The organism is Streptomyces montanisoli (genome assembly GCF_017813245.1).
GTDB classification, from domain to species: domain Bacteria; phylum Actinomycetota; class Actinomycetes; order Streptomycetales; family Streptomycetaceae; genus Streptomyces; species Streptomyces montanisoli.
Genome location: NZ_JAGIQL010000041.1, coordinates 14,896 through 36,265, shown reverse-complemented (window position 1 = coordinate 36,265; position 21,370 = coordinate 14,896). Strand labels below are relative to the sequence as shown.

The following is a 21,370-nucleotide window of genomic DNA, read 5'->3' as shown; positions in this document are numbered from 1 at the left end:
TGTCATATCCGGCGAATACCGCTGGCAGAGACCCGCGAGTCGTGCTGTCTCGCTGCCGTCGGCGGCGAGACGGCACTGGCCTGTTGGCTACAGCAGGTGGTCGGCCTTGCCTGCCTTGATGTCGGTGATGAGGGTGCGGAGGGCTTCGGTGGTGTCGGTGAGGTAGTGGTCTTCCTGGCCGTTGACGGCTATGTACGCGTTGCCGTCGGCGTCCGTGCCGAATTGGAAGCAGGAGCTTCCTTCGGCGCAGAAGGGGTCTTCCCAGGTGATCTCGGGCATAGGAGGTCTCCTCACAACTGCTGCTCAATCTTGCGGATGAAGTCACGAGAGCTTTCAGGTGACAGCGCCAGTTCTTCCAACAGGTCAAGTTGCGCGCGATATTTCGCCAGCTGGCCCTCGGCGTGCAGGAAGGCAGGACCGTGGGAGCTGTCCACCTGCACCGTGTCGAGCTGCGGCACGCGCCCTTCGGCATAGACGACGGTCTGCCCGGCGCCCGGGAAGGCGCCGCGTGCGAAGGGAAGCGCGAGCAATGTGACGTTGTCACGCTCGGAGGCCTGCAGCAGGTACCGCAGCTGCGTCCTCGCTACATCGCGCCCCCCGAACTGCATCCTCAGGGCGGCTTCGTGGACAACGGCCACGTAGGGGATCCGCTCGTCTCCGGTGATGACCTGCTGGCGTTCTGTTCGCAGCGCCAGTCGAAGTGCGACTTCGTGTTCGGGCAGTGCGGGGACGGCGCACCGAAAGATCGCCAGTGCCAGCTCGGAGGTCTGCAGCAGGCCCGGCACGTGGACGGTGTTCGCACCCCGCAGTCGTACCGCGTCGGCTTCCAGTTCGGAGATGTCGAGCAGCCCTTGGGGCAGACTGCCCCGATAACGCTCCCACCAGCCCGCGCTGGGCTCGGCCAGCTCGGCCAAAGCCTCCACGTACTTCTCGTCGGTGACGTCGCAGTTGCAGGCAAGCGTCTTGAGTCGCTCGCCGCTGATCCCTCGAACCCCCGACTCCATGTTGGAAATCTTGCCTCGGTCAACGCCGAGGAGACCGGCTGCGTACTCGGCGGACAGGCCTGCTGTCGTGCGCATCTTGCGGAGTTCGCTGCCCAGGCGCTTCTGACGTTGCGTGAGGACGGTTCTGGGTGGCATATCGGTCCCTCTGTGTCAGGCAACAACGGGCTCTGCGGGCAACAAGTTCACCAGTAAGTGGCTAATCCCGTGAAGGGCGTGGTTAATTTGCCACGTGTCTGCTCTACTGTAAGTGCCGAGAACGCTACACACCGCGACGTCGGAAGTGCACCGCGTGGGCGTGCCCGTCTGTCTTGGGACGGGTGTGTCCGCGACCAGGGCGGCATGCCACCGGCGACCTCAACCGCACGCCACCGCAATGGAGTTCGCCATGCCCGAAATCCCCCGCATTCCCGCCTGCTGGCGGTTCCCCGCCCACCCGTCCTCCGTGCCGCGTGCCCGGCACGCGGTGGCCGAGGCGTTGCCGTACGCGTTGCGGCCCCATCTGCGTGACGAGCTGGGCCTGTTGACGTCCGAGCTGGTCACCAACGCCGTGCGGCACGGGGCGCGGGCCGGCGAGGGCGATCTCGTCGAGCTCGTTCTGTGGCCCGCCGAGGGGCACTACTGGCTCGCCGTCTCCGACCCCGGCACCGGGACGCCCGGCCGTAGCGCCACGCCCGCCGTCGCGCACCCGGCGGCGTACGGGGAGTCGGGGCGCGGGCTGCTGCTCGTCGACCAGGTCGCCGCCCTCTGGACCGTCCGCCCGCGCGCCACACGTGGCACGTCCGTCATCGGCGGTGTGACCGTGCACGGCAGCGGCTGAACGGGCGAGCGCCCTTTACGCATCCTGCGGCGCACACCCGGCCAGCGAGAACAGTCCGCCCAGCGGCACGGGCCCGTCAGACCTGCTGCGGTGGTGGGACCAGCACGCCGAGGCGACGAGGCGGTCGGGCCAGGGTGACCGCTGCGGGCGCGTCCTGACGGGGAAGCAAGGTTGTGGGCCGCCCGCCCTTTGACGTACGCGCGGGCGGCCCGTGGCCCGGCCCGTCAGGACAGGGCCAGCTCCGGGTTGTACGTGTCCAGCCAGATCGACAGGTCCAGCGCCCGTTCCAGGCCGTTCCTGGCGAACTGGCCCGCGCCCTGCACGTCCTCGTTCGCCGCCCGTTCCACCGCCGTGCGGTCCAGCAGGTCGAAGATGCGGTGCGAGGGCTTGGCCAGCAGGTCCTTCACGTGGTGCTGGAGCGCCAGGGCGTACTTCGGGTCCTGCGTCGACGGGTACGGGCTCTTGACCCTGTCGTAGACCGAGCGCGGCAGCACGTCCGCCGTCGCCTCGCGCAGCAGGCTCTTCTCGCGGCCGTCGAACGACTTCAGCGACCACGGCGTGTTGTAGACGTACTCCACCAGCCGGTGGTCGCAGAACGGCACGCGCACCTCAAGGCCGACCGCCATGCTCATCCGGTCCTTGCGGTCGAGCAGGACGCGTACGAACCGGGTGAGGTGCAGGTAGCAGATCACCCGCATCCGGTACTCGAAGTCGCTTTCCCCCGCCAGCCGTTCGATGTCCGTCACGGCGGACGCGTAGCTGTCGCTCACGTACGACGGGAGGTCGATCGCGGCCGTGACCTCGGGGCGCAGGATGCCCAGGGGTCCGCCGCCGCCCCCGGGGGCGCCGTGGCCGGCGCGTGCGGCGCGCATGCGGGCGAAGTCCGCGTGCCAGGGGAACATCCCGCCCTTGCGCGCCTCCTCGTCGAAGAACTGCCGGTAACCGCCGAAGACCTCGTCCGCCGACTCGCCGCTCAGCGCGACCGTCGAGTGCTGCCTGATCGCCTTGAAAAGCGAGTAGAGCGACGCGTCCATGTCGCCGAGGCCCACCGGCATGTCCCGGGCGCGGATGACCCGTGCCCGCACCTCCGGGTCGGCGAGGGTGTGCGAGTCGAGGACGATGTCCTTGTGGTTCGTGCGGGACTCGCGCGCCACATCGTGGACGAACGGCGCGTCGGGGGTCGGCCGGAAGTCGTCCGCGACGAAGTTCTCCGTCTGCCCGACGAAGTCGACGGCGAAGCTGTTCACCGACTCGCCGCCGGCCGCCGCGAGCTGCCGCGCGGCCAGCGCGGTCAGCGCCGACGAGTCGAGGCCGCCGGAGAGCAGCACGCAGCGCGGCACGTCCGCGACGAGCTGGCGGCGCACGATGTCCTCAAGCAGCTCACGCACGCGCGCCACCGTCGTGTCACGGTCGTCCGTGTGCGGCTGTGTCCGCAGCGACCAGTACGTGTGCGTACGCAGGCCGCCCCGGTCGACGGTGACGACGGTGCCGGGCTCCACCTCGCGCATGCCGTCCCAGATGGCGTGCCCCGGCGTCTTCACGAACGCGAAGACCTCGCGGAAGCCGTCGAGCGTGACGCGGCGCGCGGCCAGCGGGTTGGCGAGGATCGCCTTCGGCTCGGAACCGAACAGCACGCCGTCGGCGGTCGGGTAGTAGTAGAACGGCTTGATCCCCATCCGGTCCCGGATCATGACGAGCCGCTCGGTGCGCTGGTCCCAGACGGCGAAGGCGTACATGCCGTTGAGCCGCTCCGCGACGGCCTCGCCCCACTCCAGATAGCCGTGCAGCACGACCTCGGTGTCCGAGTCGGTGGTGAACCGGTGGCCGCGTGCGGCCAGCTCCTCGCGCAGTTCGGTGAAGTTGTACGTCTCGCCCGAGTACACCATCGCGAGGGTGCCCTCGGGGGTGTCCAGGGTCATGGGCTGCCGCCCGCCGGGCAGGTCGATGATCGCCAGCCTGCGGTGGCCGAGCGCCGCGGGCCCCGCGATCCAGGTGCCTGAGTCGTCGGGGCCGCGGCAGGACATCGTCTCGGTCATCGCGTCGACAGTGGAGGCGGACGCCGGGTCGCGCAGGTCACGGTCGTAGGAGAGCCATCCCGTAATGCCGCACATGGATACTTCCGCTCTGTGTGGGGGGTGTCGGGGAAGGGCCGTGCCTGTGCGGGCACGGCCGTGCAGACGGCTGTCGGTGTATGCGCCATCTATCTCCCCGGTCTATCCCCTGCGAGCGCTCTCGCGCAAGATCGCCAATGCGGACGACCGGTTGGATTCGGACGAGGTCCGTCGCGCGCTCTGCGCGCCCTACGCCCGCGTCCGCGGCGTCGCCACCCAGCCGGTGGCCAGGCACAGGCCCGTGGACCGCTGGACGGCGGCGAAGCCGAACGGGCGGTCCAGTGTCGCCGTGACCCGCGTCAACCGCCCGCCGCTGACGGCCATCGCCCGTGTGGCGATGGCCGTCACCGCCGCCGCTTTGAAGCCCAACGGGCCGAACTCCGCCATCGCCGACTGCGCCGCCGCCCGGATCGACAGCGGGAACGCGCCGATGCCGGGGAAGTGGCCGCGCGTGGCGTCCGTGGCCGCCGTCAGGCCGAACACGTCCGGAATGCGCAGCAGGTCATGGTCGGCGGTGAGGTGGAACGGCGGTGTTCGCAGCGACAGCATCCGGGGGGCAGGGAACGCGCCTTCGGTCTCGTCCTTCGTGAGGCCGGGTGCCACGTCGTCCCCGTACGGGAGTTCCTCGGCGGGCGTCGTACCGAGACGGCCCGTCAGGACGCCCGTCCCCGCGCCGATGACCTCGCCGGGGCCCATGCCGGGGTCGCCGAGCAGGAGGTGGACGTCGATGCCGGTCAGGCCCTCGACCCGCACGATCGTGACGGGCCCGGCCGGTGTGTGCGCCACGGACACCGTATCGATGCCCGCCGTACGGCGGGTCAGCATCCGCAGGCCGGCTCCAGCCCACGGGCCCGAGGCGGGGTCGTGCGTCGCGTGGTCCTCGAACGGGTGCGTCCACTCCGTCGTCAGCGAGAGCGCGCTCGCGAGAACCAGCAGGGTCGACGCGTCGACCTCGACGGGCATCCGGTCGATCAGGCCGCCCGTCTGCCGCGACGCCCACGCGTCGAGCGCCGCGCGGTCGGCCGAGGCGTCGCCCGACAGCGGGGTGTGGCTGCCCTCGGGCAGCGTCGCGAGCCACGCCGCGTCGAGCGGGAGCGTCCGCCGCGTCCAGAGGCCGAGCGCGGCGTTCAGGCCTTCCGCCGCCGGGAGTTCGGCGAGCAGCGCGCGTGCCGCGTTCGCCGCCTCCTGCGCCGGCGCGCCGAGCACGTCCTCGAGTTCGCGTCGCGCGGGACCGTCCGCCACCTCCGCCAGCAGCGCGAGCAGCGGCCAGACGCCCGCCGCCGAGAACACGGTGTCGTGCCCGGCGTCCAGCCGCGCCGCCCAGCGGGACGTGAGGGACGCGACGCCCCTCGCGGCGAGGCCTCCCGACCGCGGGGCCCGGCTTCCTCGTTGAGACTCCGGCTTCCGTTCCTGGTGATCCTTTTCGCGCGGCACACGTCTCCCCTTACGTCCTCGTCGGCGCCGGGACATCCATTCTGGCCCCGGAGGAATTCATGCGCGCCCGGCCAGCAATGCATCACTTCGGGTGAAACCATGGCCCATGCTTGCGGCTCTCGATCACGGGTTGCCACTCTGTAGCTGACTGTCAACTCTGAGGGAGGGCACGTGGCGTTCGGTGAGCAGCCGGCCTATCTGCGCGTCGCGAGCGATCTCCGGCAGAAGATCGTCGACGGGGTACTGCCGCCGCACACCCGGCTTCCCTCGCAGGCCCGCATCCGCTCGGAGTACGGCGTCTCCGACACGGTCGCCCTGGAGGCGCGCAAGGTCCTGATGGCGGAAGGCCTGGTCGAGGGGCGCTCGGGGTCGGGCACGTACGTGCGCGAGCGGCCGGTGCCGCGCCGCATCGCCCGCTCCGGCTACCTGCCCGCTGCCGGGGCGAGCCCCTTCAGGCAGGAGCAGGCGGACGAGAGCGCGCACGGCACCTGGGAGTCGCACAGCGAGCAGGAGGACGCCACGCCCGAGGTCGCGACCAGGCTGCGGATCGCCGCGGGCGACCGGGTGATGCGCACACGCTACGTGTTCAGGGACGGCGGCGAGCCGATCATGCTGTCCACCTCGTGGGAACCGCTCGCCGTGACCGGGCGCACGCCCGTCATGCTGCCCGAGGAGGGCCCGCTCGGCGGGTGCGGGGTGGTCGAGCGCATGGCCGCGATCGACGTCGTCGTCGACAACGTCCACGAGGAGGTCGGCGCGCGCCCGGGCCTCGCGGAGGAGCTGCTCGCGCTCGGCGGCGTGCCCGGGCATGTGGTGATGGTCCTTGAGCGCACGTACTACGCGTCCGGGCGGCCGGTCGAGACGGCGGACGTGGTCGTCCCTGCGGACCGGTTCAGGATCGCCTACCACCTGGCCGTGAAGTAGCCGTCCGCCGACACGGCGCGCGGGGGGCGCACCAGGGGGCGTGTTGAGGGGCGCCTACGAGGCTCACGCGCCCGCGCTTTTCGGCGGATTGTTGGCCGGAAGTTGTCTCTTCGTGTAACCCCGCATCCGGTGCGTAAGGCCCAGGCGTACGCTCCGGCATATGCGCATAGGGGTTTTCTGGGGAGATGCGACGGGCGCAGGGGCGAGACGACCGGGGGTGCGGCCGTGACCGAAGGGGGGACGGCGCTGCCCTGGCAGGTGGTGCGCGAGGACGGCAACGGCAACCGCTACCGCGTCGCCTGGTACGCCACGCGTGACGAGGCGCAGCGCCTGGCGGAGAGCCTGGACGGCCGCCGCGAGGAGGGGACGCTCTACTGCGTCGAGCACGCGGAGCGCGCGGCCGACGTTCAGCTGCCGGAGCGGGTTGAGCAGAGCGCTCCGTAGGGCCCGGCGCGGCGGCTTGTAGGCTCCCGCGCATGACGGAGCGGGAAACGGAGGCCCGGGTCGTCGTCGCGGGCGCCGTGTACGACGACGGCCTGCTGCTCGCGGCGCGCCGGAGCGCGCCCCCTGAGCTGGCCGGCCGCTGGGAGCTGCCCGGCGGAAAGGCGGAGCCGGGGGAGAGCGTCGAGGACGCCCTCGTACGGGAGTTGCGCGAGGAACTCGGCATCGTGGCGGAACCCGTCGCGCGCGTGCCCGGTTCCTGGCCGCTCGGGCGAGGCTACGAGCTGCGGGTCTGGACGGCGCGGGTGGTCTCGGGCAAGGCGCGCCCGTTGCAGGACCACGACGCGCTGCGCTGGGTCACGGCGGCCGAGGCCGTCGCGGACGTCGACTGGCTGGACGCGGACCGCCCTGCCGTCCTCGCGGCGCTCGACGCCCTAGGGCCCGTACTAGTGCGGGAAGGCGGCACGCGCGCGTGACCGCTCATCTGGGCCGGTTCGGCCCCGCAGCACCGGCGGACAGCACGCGCCCCGGGCGAACCAGATGTCTGTTCGAGCCCCCGTGCGCCCCCCTCGGCCATCACGCGCGCCCCTGCCCGGCCGTGTCCTCCGGCGTATGGGACGGCCGTTCGGGCATAACGCATATCAGGGATGTGGCGACTTCTCGGCGCTGTCGGTACGGTGCTCGCTCTGTCCCATGCGACTTCAGGCGGTAGTTTACGGCTAATTTCGGGTATGGGCAGAATGATCCCCGAAACGATCGAGACAACGGGGGCGTCAGGTGCTGTGGGAAGTGGTCGGGTTGATCGACACCGAGGACGAGTCCGCCGAGTGGATCCTGCCCTCCGAGCCCGGTGCCGTGCGCGTCGCCCGCCATGACGTGCGGGACACCCTGCGCGCCTGGCGGCTCTCGCCGGGCGTGGAGGATGTGGCCATGCTGCTGGTCAGCGAGCTGGTCACCAACTCGCTGACGTACGCGCCAGGGCCCATCGGCATGCGCCTGGAGATCCGTGCGCTCTCCGACGGCGAGAGCGTGCTGCTGGTGGAGGTCTCCGACCAGGTACCGGGCGCCCCCGTCGTGCAGCGCGCGCCGGGGCCGGAGGATGAACGCGGGCGCGGTCTGCAGCTCGTGGCCAGTTCCGCCCGTCGCTGGGGCACGCGGCGCGGTAAGACAGGTAAGACCGTGTGGTTCGAGCTGCCTCTCCATGGTTAGAAGTCACAAGGGACGACGGTCGCGGCGGGTTTCGGGCAGGTCCGGAGAGAACGAGACCTTGCTGTGATCGTGAACGCCGTGTCAGCCAGGCCCGTGGTGCTGGATACTGCGGGGCATGGCCGGTCCGGTGCGTGAGCTGGAGGGGACGGTCGCGTGAGCGAGACACCAGAGGCGCCAGAGGCGACGAGCGACGACGTCGTGTGGCAGAGCAGCCCGCAGGGCTCTCTCTACGACTATGTCAAGGTGGCGTCCTTCTCGATCGGGCCCGACGGCCTCATCGACCAGTGGAGCAGCCGTGCGGCCGAGCTGTTCGGCCTGCCGGCCCGCGATGTCAGGGGCAAGGACCCGCTGGGGGTCTTCGTACCTCCCGAATTCCGCGCGAAGGGCTACCGCAAACTCAGCGAGATCCTCGACGGCAACGATTGGACGGGCCTCGTCCCGTACCTGCTGCCCCCGGGAGCGGACGCGGGCGAGGACGCGGGCGCCACAGGGGACGCGGCCGAGGGCGGGCGCCGGGGCGGCGGGCGGCGCGGCCACGGCCTGGCCGAGGTCTATGTGATGCCCAGTGAGACCGACCAGGGCGAGCGCGGCGCCGTCTGCATCGTCGTGGACGTGCGCGCGCTGCGCCGGATCGAGAGCGATCTCGCCTCGTCGCAGGCGATATTCGGCCAATCTCCGTTCGGCTTCATCCTCTTCAGCACGAACCTGACGGTGCGGCGGGTCAACGAGCGCTTCGCCACCGTGTTCGGCGGCAGCGTCGGCGAACACCGGGGCAGGGCGGCCTCCGACTACCTCTCCGCCGGCGAGGCCGACCGGCTCGACGCGGCGCTGCGGCGCGTGCTCGACACGGGCGAACCCGTCACCGAGTTCAAGCTGAACGGCGTCCCGCCGTACGGTGGCGAGCGCAGGCACTGGTCGCTCAACCTGTACCGGGTCGGCGTGGGCGTCGGCTCGGGCCGCACCCTGGGCGTCGCCGCCGTCGCCACGGACGTCACGCAGCGCCACATCGCCGCGCACGAGGCCGCCAGCACCCGCCGCAACCTCGCCCTGCTCAACGAGGCGAGCGCGCGCATCGGCAATTCGCTCGACCTGGAGACCACCGCGCGCGAACTGCTCGGCGTGGCCGTGCCCAACTTCTGCGACCTGGCCTCCGTCGACCTGTACCAGTCCCTGCTCACGGGCGATGAGGCGCCGCCCGGCCGGTGGGCCGCCTCGTCCGACGAGTCGGGCGGCGGCACGGCGCGGCTGCGGCGCGTCGCCTTCGCGAGCGCCGTCTCCGACGGGCCGCTCTCGGGCCCCGGCGACCCGCACGACGGATATGTCTCGCCCGAGGTCGGCGCCGTGCACCGGTTCCCGTTCGGCTCGCACAGCGCCATCGCCCTGCGCAGCGCGCAGGTGCAGTCGATACCGGGCCGCCAGGGCAGCCTCCTGCAGTCCACGCTCGCGGTGCCGATGGTCGCGCACGACACGGTCGTCGGGCTCGTCCAGTTCGCGCGGGCCAAGGGCAGCGAGCCGTTCGGCGACCGGGACCACGCCCTCGCCGTCGAGCTCGCGGCACGCGCCGCCGTCTGCATCGACAACGCGCGCCTGTACCGGCGCGAGCACGAGCGCGCCCTGATCCTCCAGCGCAGCCTGCTGCCGCCGGGCGACCCCGAGGCCGCGGGCCTCGACATCGCCTGCCGCTACCTGCCGGGCAACGCGGCCACGGAGGTCGGCGGCGACTGGTTCGACGTCATCGAGCTGCCGGGCCACAGGACCGCCCTCGTCGTGGGCGACGTGATGGGCCGCGGCCTGCGCGCCGCCGTCGCCATGGGCGAACTGCGCACGGCCGTGCGGACGCTCGCGCTGCTCGACCTGGAACCCGCCGAGGTGCTCGGCGCCCTCGACGAGATCGCCAGCGGCCTCGGCACGCCCAACGGGGCACAGCAGGCGTCCCGCGTCGCGCACAAGGCGAGGGACGCCGACCTCGCCGAGGTCTACCTCGCCACGTGCGTCTACGCCGTCTACGACCCGGTCACCCGGCGCTGCACGTTCGCCAACGCCGGCCATCCGCCGCCCGTGCTCGTCGAGCCAGGCGAGAAGGCGCTGCTGCTCGACGTGCCGCCCGGCGTGCCGCTCGGCGTGGGCGGCGAGCCGTTCGAGCAGGTCGAGGTCGAGCTGTCGGAGAACTCCCTGCTCGCGCTGTACACCGACGGCCTCGTCGAGTCGCGCGACCAGACGCTCGAAGAGGGCCTGAGCGCCTTCCGCGCCTCGCTCGCGCACGCGGAGCGCCCGCTGGAGGACGTCGCCGACCATGTCCTGTCGACGCTGGAGACGAGCCACGGCCAGGACGACATCGCCCTGCTGATGGCGCGCATCCAGGGCCTGCCCGCGGACGCCGTGGGGGACTGGCGCCTGCCGCGCGAGCCGCGCTCGGTCGGCAGGGCACGCGAGTACGCGCGCGCCCAGCTCATCGCCTGGGATCTCGAACCCCTGGTGGACACGGTCGAGTTGCTCGTCAGCGAGCTCGTCACGAACGCGATGCGGTACGGCGAGGGCGAGATCAGACTCCGCCTGCTGCGCGACCGCACCCTCGTCTGCGAGGTGTGGGACGCGGGCCTCGTCCAGCCGCGCCGCCGCCGCGCGCGCGACACCGACGAGGGCGGCCGCGGCCTGCAACTGGTCGGCATGCTCAGCTCGGCCTGGGGCTCGCGCAGGACGCCGCGCGGCAAGACGGTCTGGTTCGAGCTGGCCCTGCCCGGCAGCGCGAGCGCCGCGGAGCCGACCGTCGAGCAGTTGCTCTCCATGTTCTGACAGGTACTGACCTGTGTCGACGCATGTCCTGATACGGAAACGGTTGACCGCGACCCCGCAGGTCACGCCGCCCCCGCCCGTACCCTGATCCCTCCGCGGCCGGGGGGCCGCGGCCGGGGAGGGGTTCGCGGTGTCCGAGCGTGCGCGTGAAGGGTCGGGGTCGTCGGAGGGGCGGCGCGGCCGCGCCTGGTGGACGCGGGCCCGGCGGGGACCTCGCCCGGGATGGCCGAGGCGGATCGCGATCGCCGTCGCCCTGATCGTCGTCGTGCCCGTGCTCGCGGCCGCCGTCGCGCTGCGCGTCGCGTACACGGGCGACATCAAGGACGGCACACGCACCCGCGGCATGGACGCCGTGTGGATGGGGCACGCCTGGGTCGACGGCCGCAAGGACGACGCCGACCTGGCCGCGTTCGCCCGCCGCATCGAGGGGACCGGCATCACGGACCTGTACGTGCACGCGGGCCCGCTTGAGCACGACGGCACCCTGCCCGCGGGCCGCTACCCCGACGCCGGGCGGCTGATCGCGGCCGTCCACCGCACGATGCCGGGCGTCCGCGTGGACGCGTGGCTCGGCGACGTGCTCGCCACCGAGTCGCCCGACGGCCTCCGGCTGACCAGCGCGGCGACCCGCGACGCCGTCGTCGCCTCCGCACGGCAGGTGCTCGACGCCGGATTCGACGGCGTCCACTTCGACCTGGAGCCGCTGCACTCCGGCGACCAGGACTTCCTGCGCCTCCTCGACCGCCTGCACGCGCTGACCGCGGCCAGGGGCGCGCCGCTCTCGGTGGCCGCCGCCCAGATTGACCCGCTGCCGTCGCTGCACGCGGCGGCCGGCGCGCTGACCGGGCACCCCAAGTGGTGGTCGCAGGCGTACTTCGGGCAGGTCGCGCGCCGCGTCGACCAGATCGCGGTCATGTCGTACGACACCGCGATGCCCCTGGAGTCGCTGTACGGCGGGTACGTCGCCCAGCAGACCGCACTCGCGCTCGCGGCCACGCCGAGGAGCACCGAGCTGCTGATGGGGCTGCCCTTCTACCGCGAGGAGGACATGAGCCACCACGGGTACGCGGAGACGCCGGCGGCCGCCATCCACGGCGTGCGGCTCGCGCTGGGCAGGAACGACGTGCACCGCAAGCGGTTCGGCGTCGGCCTGTACGTCGACTTCGCGGCGACGGACAGCGACTGGGCCGCGTACCGCAAGGGCTGGGGCGCGGCTCAGGACTGAAGCGGGAGTGACTCGGGACTGAAGCAGGCCCGAAGCGGGAGTGACGCAGGGAACGACAGGAAAACTTGCAAGGTTGCCTGTCGTTTTCCTACTCTGGACGCATGCCCGAACGCGCGCAGGACCCCACGCCCGAGGAGGTCGCGGCCGATGTCGCCACGATGGCCGGCCTGCTCTCCCGGCGCCTCAGGTCGACCGCGCCCGGCACGGGCCTCACCCCCTCGCAGCGCTCCGTGCTCGTGCGCCTGGCCGATGACGGGCCCGCCACGACGGCCGCCCTCGCGCGCGCCGAGCACGTCAAGCCGCAGTCGATGCGGCTGACCCTGGGCGCGCTCGAGGAGCGCGGCCTGGTCGAGCGGACGCCGGACCCCGCCGACGGCAGGCAGTCCGTCATGTCCGTCACGGACGACGGGCGCACCGTACTCGCGGGCGTGCGCGCCGCGAAGCAGACCTGGCTGTCAAAGGTGATCGCCGAAGAACTCGACGCGGAAGAGCGCCGCACGCTCGCCGAGGCCGCGGGCCTCCTGCGGCGGCTGACCGAGAAGTGAGCACCTCGCACGTGAGCACCACCGGCACCGGGCCGTCCCGGACGCCGCGACCCCCGACGGACGCCGAAACGGACGGAGAGGACGACACGCACAGCGAGACGTTGGAACAGGCCTCGGTAACGGGGAAGACGGCGAAGGGGTTCGCCGGACGGCTGACGCTGCCCCTGCTGATGGGGTCGCTGCTCAACCCGCTGAACACCACCATGATCTCCACCGCGCTGGTGTCGATCGGCCACGACTTCGGCGTAGGCGCGGCCGACACGGCGTGGCTGATCTCCGTCCTCTACCTCGCGAGCGCCGTGGCCCAGCCCGTGCTCGGCAAGCTCGCCGACTCGCTCGGGCCGCGCCGCGTCTTCCTCGGCGGGCTGCTCGTCGTCCTCGCGTCCGGCCTCGTCGGCACGCTCGCGCCGTCGTTCGTCTGGCTGCTCGTCTCCCGTTTGCTGCTCGGCGTCGGCACGTCGGCCGCCTATCCGGCCGCCATGTCCGTGCTGCGCGACGAGGGGCGCAGGGTCGGCCGCACGCCGCCGCGCCCCGTGCTCGCCCGGCTGTCCTTCGCCGGGCTCGGCAGCGCGGCCGTCGGCCCCACGCTCGGCGGCGTGCTCGTCGGGTTCTTCGGCTGGCGCGCCATCTTCGCCGTCAACCTGCCCGTCGCGGTCGCCGCGTTCGTCCTCGCGCTGTTCTTCGTGCCGAAGGACGCGACGGGCGCCGCGCGCGCCCAGGCGCGTGCCGCCGATCCCGCGGCCGGGGCGCAGAGCTCCGTGTGGCGCTCCGTCGACCCGCTGGGCATCGGCCTGTTCACGACGGCGCTGACGCTCCTCGCGTTCTTCCTGCTGGACCTCGGCCACCCGATCTGGTGGCTCCTCGCGCCGTTCGCCGCCGTGTCGCTGGTCCTCGCCCGCTGGCAACTGCGTGCCAGGCAGCCCTTCATCGACCTCAGGACGCTCGCCCGCAACGGCGCGCTCACCCGCACGTACCTCAGGCATGGCATCAGCTACCTGCTGATCTACTGCGTGATGTACGGGTTCACCCAGTGGCTGGAGGACGGGCGCGGCTTCACGGCCGCCACGACCGGCCTGGTGATGCTGCCCATGTCCCTGACGGCGCTGGTCTGCTCGCTGCTCGGGGCGCGGACGAAGGGCATACGCGGCCCGCTCGCCCTGGCCGCCGTCCTGCTGCTCGGCGGCGCGAGCCTGCTGGTCTTCGTCGGGAGCGGCACGCCGCTGATCCTGCTGCTGGTGGCGGGCGCGTGCTTCGGCATACCGCAGGGCCTCATCGGCACCAGCAACCAGGCGGCCGTCCAGTCGTACTCGCCGCCCGGCAGCATCGGATCCGCCGCGGGGCTGCAGCGCACCGCGCAGTACATCGGCGCCATCGCCGCGTCGAGCCTGATCGCCCTCGCCTACGGCCGGCAGGCCGGCGACAGCGGTCTGCACCTCATGGCCGCCGTGTCGGCCTGCCTCGGGGTGCTCCTGATCGTCGTGACCCTCACGGACCGGGCGCTGCGCGGCGGCGCCCGTACGAGTACCTGAGGGCGCGGACGCCACCCACATCGCTTGCCCAACCATCAAGGAGAAGAGCGCCATGACCGCCACCACACTCGACGCGAAGACCGCCCTGGTCGTCGTCGACCTGCAGAAGGGCATCGTCTCGCTGCCCACCGTCCACAGCGCCGACGAGGTCGTCGAGCGCTCCGCGCGCCTGGCCGAGGCGTTCCGCGCCAAGGGTCTGCCGGTCGTGCTCGTGCGCGTCACCGGCGGCGCGCCGGGACGCACCGAGAACGCGTCCTCCGGCGGCCGCCCGCCGGCCGACTGGGCCGACCTCGCCGAGGGGCTCGGCAGGCAGGACGGCGACATCGTCGTCACCAAGCAGGTCTGGGGCGCGTTTCACGGCACCGACCTGGACCTCCAGCTGCGCCGCCACGGCGTCACGGGGATCGTGCTGACCGGCATCGCCACCAGCATCGGCGTCGAGAACACCGCGCGAGCCGCGTACGAGCACGGCTACAACGTGACCGTCGCGACGGACGCCGTCACGGACATGGACGCGGAGACGCACCGCAACGCGGTGGAGCGGATCTTCCCGCGCCTCGGCGAGACGGACACCACCGACGCGATCATCAAGCTCCTCGGCTGAGCCCCGCGCTGCCGCGCGCGGCCGTCTTTCGGGCCCGGCGCGTCAGGCGCCGGGGCCGGAGGCCGCGCCGCGGCGGCGGATCTTGGAGCCGAGCCAGACCAGCGGGTCGTACTTGCGGTCGGCGGCCCGCTCTTTGAGCGGGATCAGCGCGTTGTCGGTGATCTTGATGCCCTCCGGGCAGACGTCCGTGCAGCACTTGGTGATGTTGCAGTAGCCAAGGCCGTGCTCCTCCTGCGCCGTGCGCCTGCGGTCGAGCCCCGCCTGGGCTGCCGCGTCCAGCGGGTGCATGTCCAGCTCCGCCACCCGCATCAGGAAGCGCGGCCCGGCGAACGCGGTCTTGTTCTCCTCGTGGTCGCGCACGACGTGACAGGTGTTCTGGCACAGGTAGCACTCGATGCACTTGCGGAACTCCTGCGACCGGTCCACGTCGACCTGGTCCATCCGGTACTCGCCCGCCGCGACCCCGGGCGGCGGCACGAAGCCGGGCACCTCGCGCGCCTTCTCGTAGTTGAACGACACGTCCGTGACCAGGTCGCGCAGGACGGGGAACGCCCGCAGCGGCGTCACCGTGAGCGTCTCGTCGCGCGCGAAGTCCGTCATGCGCGTCATGCACATCAGCCGCGGCCTGCCGTTGACCTCCGCGCTGCACGAGCCGCACTTGCCGGCCTTGCAGTTCCAGCGGACGGCGAGATCCGGCGCCTGGGTGGCCTGGATGCGGTGGATGATGTCGAGGACCACCTCGCCGTCGTTCACCTCGACGCGGAAGTCGTGCAGGCCGCCGCCGTCCGCGTCGCCGCGCCAGACCCGGAAGCGGGCCTCGTACGAGGTGGCGGACGCGGCCGCTCCCGTGCTCGTGCTCACTCGTGGAACTCCTCTTCGGCGAGGTACTTGACCAGCTCCTCCTTCTCGAACAGGGCGAGCAGGTCGGGACGGACCGGCGGTGTCTCCCGCCGGGTCAGCGCGATCTGGCCGCGCTCGGGATCGGCGGCCGCGAGCGTGCCCGCCGGGTCAGCGAGCGCGCAGTGCAGGTTGACGCGGCGCCAGGCGGCGTCCATCGACGGCCAGTCCTCGCGGGTGTGCCCGCCCCTGCTCTCCGTGCGCTCCAGCGCGGCGCGCGCCACGCACTCCCCGACGAGCAGCATGTTGCGCAGGTCGAGGGCGAGGTGCCAGCCGGGGTTGAACCGGCGGTGCCCCGCCACTCCGGCGCGGCGCGCCCTCGCCCGCAGCTCGCCCAGCCTGACCAGGGCCTCCTCCATCTCCTCCGCGCGCCTGATGATGCCGACGAGGTCGTTCATCGTCTGCTGGAGCTCCTGGTGGAGCGTGTAGGGGCTCTCGGCGGGCGGGGCCTCCGTCGGCGGTGCCTGCGCGGGCGGTGCCTGCGCCCCCGGGCTGTCAGGCGCGGGCACGGAAGGGGTTCCCGCGCCGTCCTCCGCGCTGAAGGGCCGCAGCGCCTCGGCCGCCGCCTCGTCCACCTGGACGTCGTCGACCGCGGGGCGCGCCGTGAGCGAGCCGGCGTACGCGGCGGCGTGCGCCCCGGCCCTGCGGCCGAACACCAGCAGATCGGACAGGGAGTTGCCGCCGAGCCTGTTGGAACCGTGCATGCCGCCCGCGACCTCGCCCGCCGCGAAGAGGCCGGGCACACCGAGAGCCGCCGCCGAGTCCGAGTCGACGGCGACGCCGCCCATCACGTAGTGGCACGTCGGCCCGACCTCCATGGCCTCCGCCGTGATGTCGACGTCCGCCAGCTCCTTGAACTGGTGGTACATCGAGGGCAGCCTGCGCTTGATCACCTCGGGCGACATCCGCGTCGACACGTCGAGGAAGACGCCGCCGTGCGGCGACCCGCGCCCCGCCTTCACCTCGGAGTTGATGGCGCGTGCGACCTCGTCGCGCGGCAGCAGCTCAGGCGGCCTGCGGTTGGTGTCGGGGTCGTCGTACCAGCGGTCGCCCTCCTCCTCCGACTCCGCGTACTGCTCCTTGAAGACGTCGGGGACGTAGTCGAACATGAACCGCTTGCCCTCGGTGTTGCGCAGGACCCCGCCGTCGCCCCTGACGGACTCGGTGACCAGCAGTCCCTTCACGGACGGCGGCCAGATCATGCCGGTGGGGTGGAACTGCACGAACTCCATGTTGATCAGCGGCGCCCCGGCGAGCAGCGCCAGCGCGTGGCCGTCGCCCGTGTACTCCCACGAGTTCGAGGTGACCTTGAACGACTTGCCGATGCCGCCCGTCGCGAGGACGACGGAGGGCGCTTCGAGCACGAAGAAGTCGCCGGAGTCGCGCGCGTAGCAGAAGGCGCCCGACACGCGGTCGCCGTCCTTGAGCACGCGGGTGGCCGTGCACTCCTGGAAGACCCGCAGGCGCGACTCGTACGCGCCGGTCTCGCGGAAGTCCTCCTGCTGGAGCGAGACGATCTTCTGCTGGAGCGTGCGGATCAGTTCCAGGCCCGTGCGGTCGCCGACGTGCGCGAGGCGCGGGAACTGGTGGCCGCCGAAGTTGCGCTGGGAGATGCGGCCGTCGGGCGTGCGGTCGAACAGCGCGCCCCACGTCTCCAGCTCCCACACCCGCTCGGGCGCCTCCTTGGCGTGCAGCTCCGCCATCCGCCACTGGTTGAGGAACTTGCCGCCGCGCATGGTGTCGCGGAAGTGGACCTGCCAGTTGTCGCCGGCGTTCACGTTCCCCATGGACGCGGCGATGCCGCCCTCGGCCATCACCGTGTGGGCCTTGCCGAACAGGGACTTGCAGATCACGGCCGTACGGGCGCCGCTCTCGCGCGCGGCGATCGCGGCCCGCAGACCGGCGCCGCCCGCGCCGACGACCACGACGTCCCACTGCGAGCGTTCCGGTTGCGTCATGTCTGGTGGCTCTCCTGTCGGGGGCTTTCGTCTAGAGGAAACGCGGGTCGCCGAAGACGCCGGACGCGACGAGGTAGACGTAGAAGTCGGCGACCGCCACGCTCACCAGCGACGCCCAGGCGAGCTGGGCGTGGCGCGCGTTCAGCTTCCCCACCCAGCCCCACAGCCGGTAGCGGACGGGGTGCTTGGAGAAGTGCCTCAGCCGGCCTCCGATCAGATGGCGGCACGAGTGGCAGGAGAGGGTGTACGCCCAGATCAGCGCGATGTTGACGACGAAGACCAGCGAGCCGAGTCCCATGTGGCCCCAGGCCCCGTCCGCGTCGCGGAAGGAGAGCACGGTGTCGTACGTGAGGACGCCGGCGACCAGTAGCGCGAAGTAGAAGAAGTACCGGTGGACGTTCTGCAGGATCAGCGGCAGGCGCGTCTCGCCCGTGTACTTCGCGTGCGGCTCGGCGACGGCGCACGCGGGCGGTGAGGCCCAGAAGCCCCTGTAGTAGGCCTTGCGGTAGTAGTAGCAGGTCAGCCGGAAGCCGAGCGGGAAGATCAGCACGAGCAGCGCGGGGGACAGGCCCCACCAGCCGCCGAACACGTCCCAGTCGGCGCCGCCCTTCATGGGCACGCAGTCGTGCGCGACGCAGGGCGAGTAGAACGGCGACACGTAGGGCGCCGCGTAGTAGTCGGCGTTCGCGAACGCGCGCCACACGGAGTACGCGACGAAGGCGAGCAGGCCGGCCGCCGTCCCCGCGGGCTGGAGCCACCAGCGGTCGGTGCGCAGGTGGCGGGCGGCGACCGCGGCGCGGCCGGGGGAGCGGACGCCCGTGAGAGCGGAGGCGCCCGTGCCGCGGGCCGGCGGGGAGGGGGCGCGAGGGGGTTCTGTGCCGGTGGCCAAGGGGTCTCCCGGATAGAAGTGCCTACGGTGCGCGGCGGTCGCGCAGGCCCAGTCCCTCGTCGTCCGAGTCCGTCCACAGCGTGCTGTCGTACGGGGTGTCGGGGATGGTGACCAGGTCGACGCGGCCGGCCGGCATGTGCCCGAGACGGTCCTCGGGAAGCTGCGCGAGGCTCTGTTCCAGGCGTCCGACCGTGCGGACCAGGTCGTCGAGGCAGCGGCGCACCGCCGTCAGTTCTTCCTGCAGGGACATGTCGTTCCCTCACTTCCGCGGTCGCGGGGGCACGCAGGCTCCCGGGACGCGTGCCCCGGGCGGCTTCCTGTGCGTGTCTGAGAGTGTTCCGCGTCACATCCGTCTTGGGAAGGGCGCGTACGCGAATGGGCCGCACGAGTGGCGTTGCCGCAGCTCGCCGCCGTGTCTCCCGGCCGGGCCCGGTATCGGCCACTTCAGTGGAGCGACATAGGTGTGATCATCTCTAAATTCCACAAAACAGGATGAAGAGGTACAAGTCATGTCCCAGGTCGGCGCCCCACGAGGGAGGACATGCTCCGGGAGGACGTGTTCCCGGACGTTCCGTTCCGTCGCGCTCCTCACCACCGGTGTCCTCGCCCTGCCCTTGCTGTCCGCCTGCGGCTCGGACAACAAGAACGGCGACCCCGCGGCCGCCGACATCGCGCCGGCCTCCCGCGACTCGCTCGCGCAGGGCGGCACCATGAAGTGGGCCGTCGACACGGTGCCCGCGACGCTGAACGCCTTCCAGGCGGACGCCGACTCCACGACCAGCCGCATCGCGGCAGCGGTGCTGCCCGCGCTGTTCACGCTCGACGAGCACGGCGCCCCGAAGCCGAACGGCGACTACGTGGAGTCCGCGAAGATCGTCGACCGCGAGCCCAAGCAGGTCGTGGAGTACAAGCTCAACCAGGCCGCCGTGTGGAGCAACGGTCGGGAGATCGGCGCGCCCGACTTCGTGGCCCAGTGGCACGCGCTGCGGGGCAAGAACTCCGCGTTCTGGACCGCGCGCAACGCCGGCTACAACCGGATCGAGAAGATCCAGCGCGGCAAGAACGACCTCGACGTCAAGGTCACCTTCAGCAAGCCCTACGCGGACTGGCGTGCGCTGTTCACGCCGCTGTACCCGAAGGAGGTGATGGCCACGCCGAGCGCCTTCAACGACGACGCGCGTGCGTCGCTGAAGACCACGGCCGGGCCCTTCACCGTCAAGTCCGTCGACCGCAAGAAGAAGATCACCACCCTCGTACGCAACCCGCACTGGTGGGGGCAGCCCGCCAAGCTGAACGCGATCGAGCTGCGCGCCGTGCCCATGGGCAAGCGCGCCGCCGCACTCGCCGCGGGCGACCTGGACGTCGCCGCCGTCGACACCGCCACGGCGCGGCGCGTCTCCTCCGCCTCCGGCTCCTCGGGCCCCGCCGGGGTGCCCGCCCAGGGCGCGAACGGCGCCGAGGGCCACAAGGCGCACAAGCCCACCGCCAAGGAGAAGGCGGAGGCGGCGCGGCGCGCGGCCGCGGACAGGGCCGCCACCAAGGCGCAGGCCGCGAAGCTCAAGGGCAAGGAACTCGCGAACTTCCAGGACGAGCAGAAGTCGCTGAAGGACTTCTCCGTGCGCAAGTCGCTCGAACCCGCCTACACGCAGCTCGCCATGAACGGCGAGACCGGGCCGCTCTCGGACGACCGCGTGCGGCGGGCGGTCGCGCGGGCCATCAACCGGCAGAAGCTCGCCGACGTCGTACTCAAGCCGCTCGGCCTGCCGTCCAGGACGCTCGGCAGCCACCTCGCGGTGTCGGGCCAGCCGGCCTACGCGGACGCCAGCGACGCGCTGGGCAAGCAGGACACGCACCAGGCGCGCGCGCTCCTCGCGGACGCCGGCTGGACGCCCGAAGGACTGCGAGCGACGCCGAAGGACGCCACCAAGGCGGGCAGCGAGGGGCACAGGACCGACGCGGGCGGGAAGAAGTCCGAAGGACCGAAGGCGGACAAGCAGGGGTCGGCGGGCTCGAAGACGCACGCGAGCGCATCGGCGAGCCCGTCGAAGTCCGCGAAGCCCGCGAAGCCCGCGAAGCCCGCGAAGTCCGCGAGCCCGTCGAAGTCCGCCAAGGACAAGCACGGGGACTCCTCCGACGACAAGCCCATGGAGCAGCAGCCGGGCGGCATGGCCGGCGCCTACGCCCCGGCCGGTTCCGCCGCGCCCTCGGCCTCGACGGGCGAGGCGGGCAAGGCGGGCCCGCTCGGCAAGGCGGGCAAGCCGCTGACGCTCCGCTTCGTCCTGCCCTCGGGCCAGGACTCCGAGCAGCTGCGCAAGGTGGGCGGGAGCATCGCCGACATGCTCGGCAAGATCGGCATCAAGGCCGAGCTCACGAAGGTCCCGGACGCGAGCTTCTTCAAGGACTACATCGCCTCGGGCGCGTACGACCTGGCCCTGTACTCCTGGCCCGCGACCGCCTACCCGGCGACCGACGGCCGGCCGATCTACGCCAAGCCGCAGCCGGCGTCCGACGGGTCGCTGATGGTCGAGCAGAACTACACCCGCGTCGGCACCGACCGCATCGACCAGCTGTTCGATCAGGCGGTGGGCGAGCTGGACCAGGACAAGGAGGACGCCCTCCTCAAGAAGGCCGACGCGAGGATCTGGGCCGCCGCCGGCTCCATCCCGCTCTACCAGCGGCCCCAGCTCGTCGCCGCGAGGAACGACGTGCGCAACGTGGGCGCCTTCGGCTTCCGCACGCCGCGCTACCAGGACATCGGCTTCACGTCGCTCAAGGGCCACTCGGGACCCGAGGCCAAGGCGTCCGCGTCGGCCTCCGCGTCCGCGAAGGCGTCCGCGTCGGCGAAGGCGTCCAAGGACGCGGACTCGTCCGGCGACGACTCGGGCGACGACTCCTGAGCCTCTGAGCCGACCGGCCGCGCGGACACCCGCGGGATCATGGAAAACCGCTTGCCCGCCGCACACGCGGCGGGCAAGCTCATGTCCGAGTCC

The 21,370-nt window shown here is 72.0% G+C and carries 19 protein-coding genes; 11 read left to right on the top strand and 8 right to left on the bottom strand.

Translation table 11 applies throughout. The features are described from left to right. Positions 1-87 precede the first annotated feature (87 nt). On the bottom strand, positions 88-279 hold the full coding sequence (locus JFN87_RS13015) for a hypothetical protein (protein ID WP_209340177.1): 192 nt from the start codon (positions 277-279) through the stop codon (positions 88-90). An 11-nt stretch (positions 280-290) separates the two neighbouring features. Further along, complete coding sequence (locus tag JFN87_RS13010) at positions 291-1,139, bottom strand: helix-turn-helix domain-containing protein (RefSeq protein ID WP_209340176.1); 849 nt, start codon at positions 1,137-1,139, stop codon at positions 291-293. Between the two features lie 250 nt (positions 1,140-1,389). Between JFN87_RS13010 and JFN87_RS13005 the strand changes: the two genes are divergently transcribed. Then, positions 1,390-1,821, top strand: a complete 432-nt coding sequence (locus tag JFN87_RS13005) for an ATP-binding protein (RefSeq protein WP_209340175.1) — start codon at positions 1,390-1,392, stop codon at positions 1,819-1,821. 224 nt (positions 1,822-2,045) lie between these two features. Here JFN87_RS13005 and asnB read toward each other — a convergent pair whose 3' ends face one another. Beyond that, a complete protein-coding gene (gene asnB / locus JFN87_RS13000) occupies positions 2,046-3,932 on the bottom strand; it encodes an asparagine synthase (glutamine-hydrolyzing) (protein ID WP_209340174.1) in 1,887 nt (628 codons plus the stop codon). 189 nt (positions 3,933-4,121) lie between these two features. Further along, the gene (locus JFN87_RS12995; protein WP_307865428.1) at positions 4,122-5,366 is read right to left on the bottom strand and encodes a serpin family protein; all 1,245 of its coding nucleotides are present in this window, start codon (positions 5,364-5,366) and stop codon (positions 4,122-4,124) included. 171 nt (positions 5,367-5,537) lie between these two features. Here JFN87_RS12995 and JFN87_RS12990 point away from each other — a divergent pair, with 171 nt between their 5' ends. From JFN87_RS12990 to JFN87_RS12950, 9 genes are all read left to right on the top strand, one after another. After that, on the top strand, positions 5,538-6,290 hold the full coding sequence (locus JFN87_RS12990) for a GntR family transcriptional regulator (protein ID WP_209340172.1): 753 nt from the start codon (positions 5,538-5,540) through the stop codon (positions 6,288-6,290). Between the two features lie 225 nt (positions 6,291-6,515). Continuing rightward, on the top strand, positions 6,516-6,734 hold the full coding sequence (locus tag JFN87_RS12985; RefSeq protein WP_209340171.1) for an SPOR domain-containing protein: 219 nt from the start codon (positions 6,516-6,518) through the stop codon (positions 6,732-6,734). Positions 6,735-6,766: 32 nt separating this feature from the next. Beyond that, positions 6,767-7,207, top strand: a complete 441-nt coding sequence (locus JFN87_RS12980; RefSeq protein ID WP_209340170.1) for a (deoxy)nucleoside triphosphate pyrophosphohydrolase — start codon at positions 6,767-6,769, stop codon at positions 7,205-7,207. A gap of 313 nt (positions 7,208-7,520) precedes the next feature. Beyond that, a complete protein-coding gene (locus tag JFN87_RS12975; RefSeq protein ID WP_209340169.1) occupies positions 7,521-7,940 on the top strand; it encodes an ATP-binding protein in 420 nt (139 codons plus the stop codon). Positions 7,941-8,138: 198 nt separating this feature from the next. Beyond that, positions 8,139-10,733, top strand: coding sequence for a SpoIIE family protein phosphatase (locus JFN87_RS12970; RefSeq protein WP_209340187.1), 2,595 nt, complete (start codon positions 8,139-8,141; stop codon positions 10,731-10,733). A gap of 130 nt (positions 10,734-10,863) precedes the next feature. Next, positions 10,864-11,958, top strand: coding sequence for a glycoside hydrolase family 18 protein (locus JFN87_RS12965; RefSeq protein ID WP_209340168.1), 1,095 nt, complete (start codon positions 10,864-10,866; stop codon positions 11,956-11,958). A 101-nt stretch (positions 11,959-12,059) separates the two neighbouring features. Beyond that, positions 12,060-12,503 (top strand): MarR family winged helix-turn-helix transcriptional regulator, encoded by a 444-nt coding sequence (locus JFN87_RS12960; protein WP_209340167.1) that lies wholly within the window; start codon positions 12,060-12,062, stop codon positions 12,501-12,503. 170 nt (positions 12,504-12,673) lie between these two features. Then, positions 12,674-14,032, top strand: coding sequence for an MFS transporter (locus tag JFN87_RS12955; RefSeq protein WP_209340186.1), 1,359 nt, complete (start codon positions 12,674-12,676; stop codon positions 14,030-14,032). Positions 14,033-14,084: 52 nt separating this feature from the next. Continuing rightward, complete coding sequence (locus JFN87_RS12950) at positions 14,085-14,636, top strand: isochorismatase family protein (RefSeq protein WP_209340166.1); 552 nt, start codon at positions 14,085-14,087, stop codon at positions 14,634-14,636. A gap of 42 nt (positions 14,637-14,678) precedes the next feature. Here JFN87_RS12950 and JFN87_RS12945 read toward each other — a convergent pair whose 3' ends face one another. The 4 genes from JFN87_RS12945 to JFN87_RS12930 are packed head-to-tail and all read right to left on the bottom strand — an operon-like array spanning position 14,679 to position 18,630. Next, positions 14,679-15,497: a succinate dehydrogenase/fumarate reductase iron-sulfur subunit gene (locus JFN87_RS12945; protein ID WP_209340165.1), complete on the bottom strand. Its 819-nt coding sequence runs from the start codon at positions 15,495-15,497 to the stop codon at positions 14,679-14,681. After that, complete coding sequence (locus JFN87_RS12940; protein ID WP_209340164.1) at positions 15,494-17,491, bottom strand: fumarate reductase/succinate dehydrogenase flavoprotein subunit; 1,998 nt, start codon at positions 17,489-17,491, stop codon at positions 15,494-15,496. Before JFN87_RS12940 ends, JFN87_RS12945 begins: the two co-directional genes overlap by 4 nt. Positions 17,492-17,522: 31 nt before the next feature. Next, positions 17,523-18,380 carry a succinate dehydrogenase subunit SdhC gene (gene sdhC, locus JFN87_RS12935; RefSeq protein ID WP_209340163.1) on the bottom strand — a complete coding sequence of 286 codons (858 nt, stop codon included), beginning with the start codon at positions 18,378-18,380 and terminating at the stop codon, positions 17,523-17,525. Positions 18,381-18,402: 22 nt separating this feature from the next. Then, positions 18,403-18,630, bottom strand: a complete 228-nt coding sequence (locus tag JFN87_RS12930; protein ID WP_209340162.1) for an Rv0250c family protein — start codon at positions 18,628-18,630, stop codon at positions 18,403-18,405. A 259-nt stretch (positions 18,631-18,889) separates the two neighbouring features. On the opposite strand from JFN87_RS12930, the gene JFN87_RS12925 reads away from it, so the two are divergent. Beyond that, positions 18,890-21,277, top strand: coding sequence for an ABC transporter family substrate-binding protein (locus tag JFN87_RS12925; protein WP_209340161.1), 2,388 nt, complete (start codon positions 18,890-18,892; stop codon positions 21,275-21,277). The last annotated feature ends 93 nt before the right edge of the window (positions 21,278-21,370 follow it).

Coding starts and splice junctions, on each gene's coding strand:
- JFN87_RS12930 (WP_209340162.1), bottom strand. CDS start 18,630: ATGTCCCTGCAGGAAGAACTGACGGCGGTGCGCCGCTGCCTCGACGAC.
- JFN87_RS12940 (WP_209340164.1), bottom strand. CDS start 17,491: ATGACGCAACCGGAACGCTCGCAGTGGGACGTCGTGGTCGTCGGCGCG.
- JFN87_RS12980 (WP_209340170.1), top strand. CDS start 6,767: ATGACGGAGCGGGAAACGGAGGCCCGGGTCGTCGTCGCGGGCGCCGTG.
- JFN87_RS13015 (WP_209340177.1), bottom strand. CDS start 279: ATGCCCGAGATCACCTGGGAAGACCCCTTCTGCGCCGAAGGAAGCTCC.
- JFN87_RS12955 (WP_209340186.1), top strand. CDS start 12,674: ATGGGGTCGCTGCTCAACCCGCTGAACACCACCATGATCTCCACCGCG.
- JFN87_RS12925 (WP_209340161.1), top strand. CDS start 18,890: ATGTCCCAGGTCGGCGCCCCACGAGGGAGGACATGCTCCGGGAGGACG.
- JFN87_RS12960 (WP_209340167.1), top strand. CDS start 12,060: ATGCCCGAACGCGCGCAGGACCCCACGCCCGAGGAGGTCGCGGCCGAT.
- JFN87_RS13010 (WP_209340176.1), bottom strand. CDS start 1,139: ATGCCACCCAGAACCGTCCTCACGCAACGTCAGAAGCGCCTGGGCAGC.
- JFN87_RS13005 (WP_209340175.1), top strand. CDS start 1,390: ATGCCCGAAATCCCCCGCATTCCCGCCTGCTGGCGGTTCCCCGCCCAC.
- asnB (WP_209340174.1), bottom strand. CDS start 3,932: ATGTGCGGCATTACGGGATGGCTCTCCTACGACCGTGACCTGCGCGAC.
- JFN87_RS12950 (WP_209340166.1), top strand. CDS start 14,085: ATGACCGCCACCACACTCGACGCGAAGACCGCCCTGGTCGTCGTCGAC.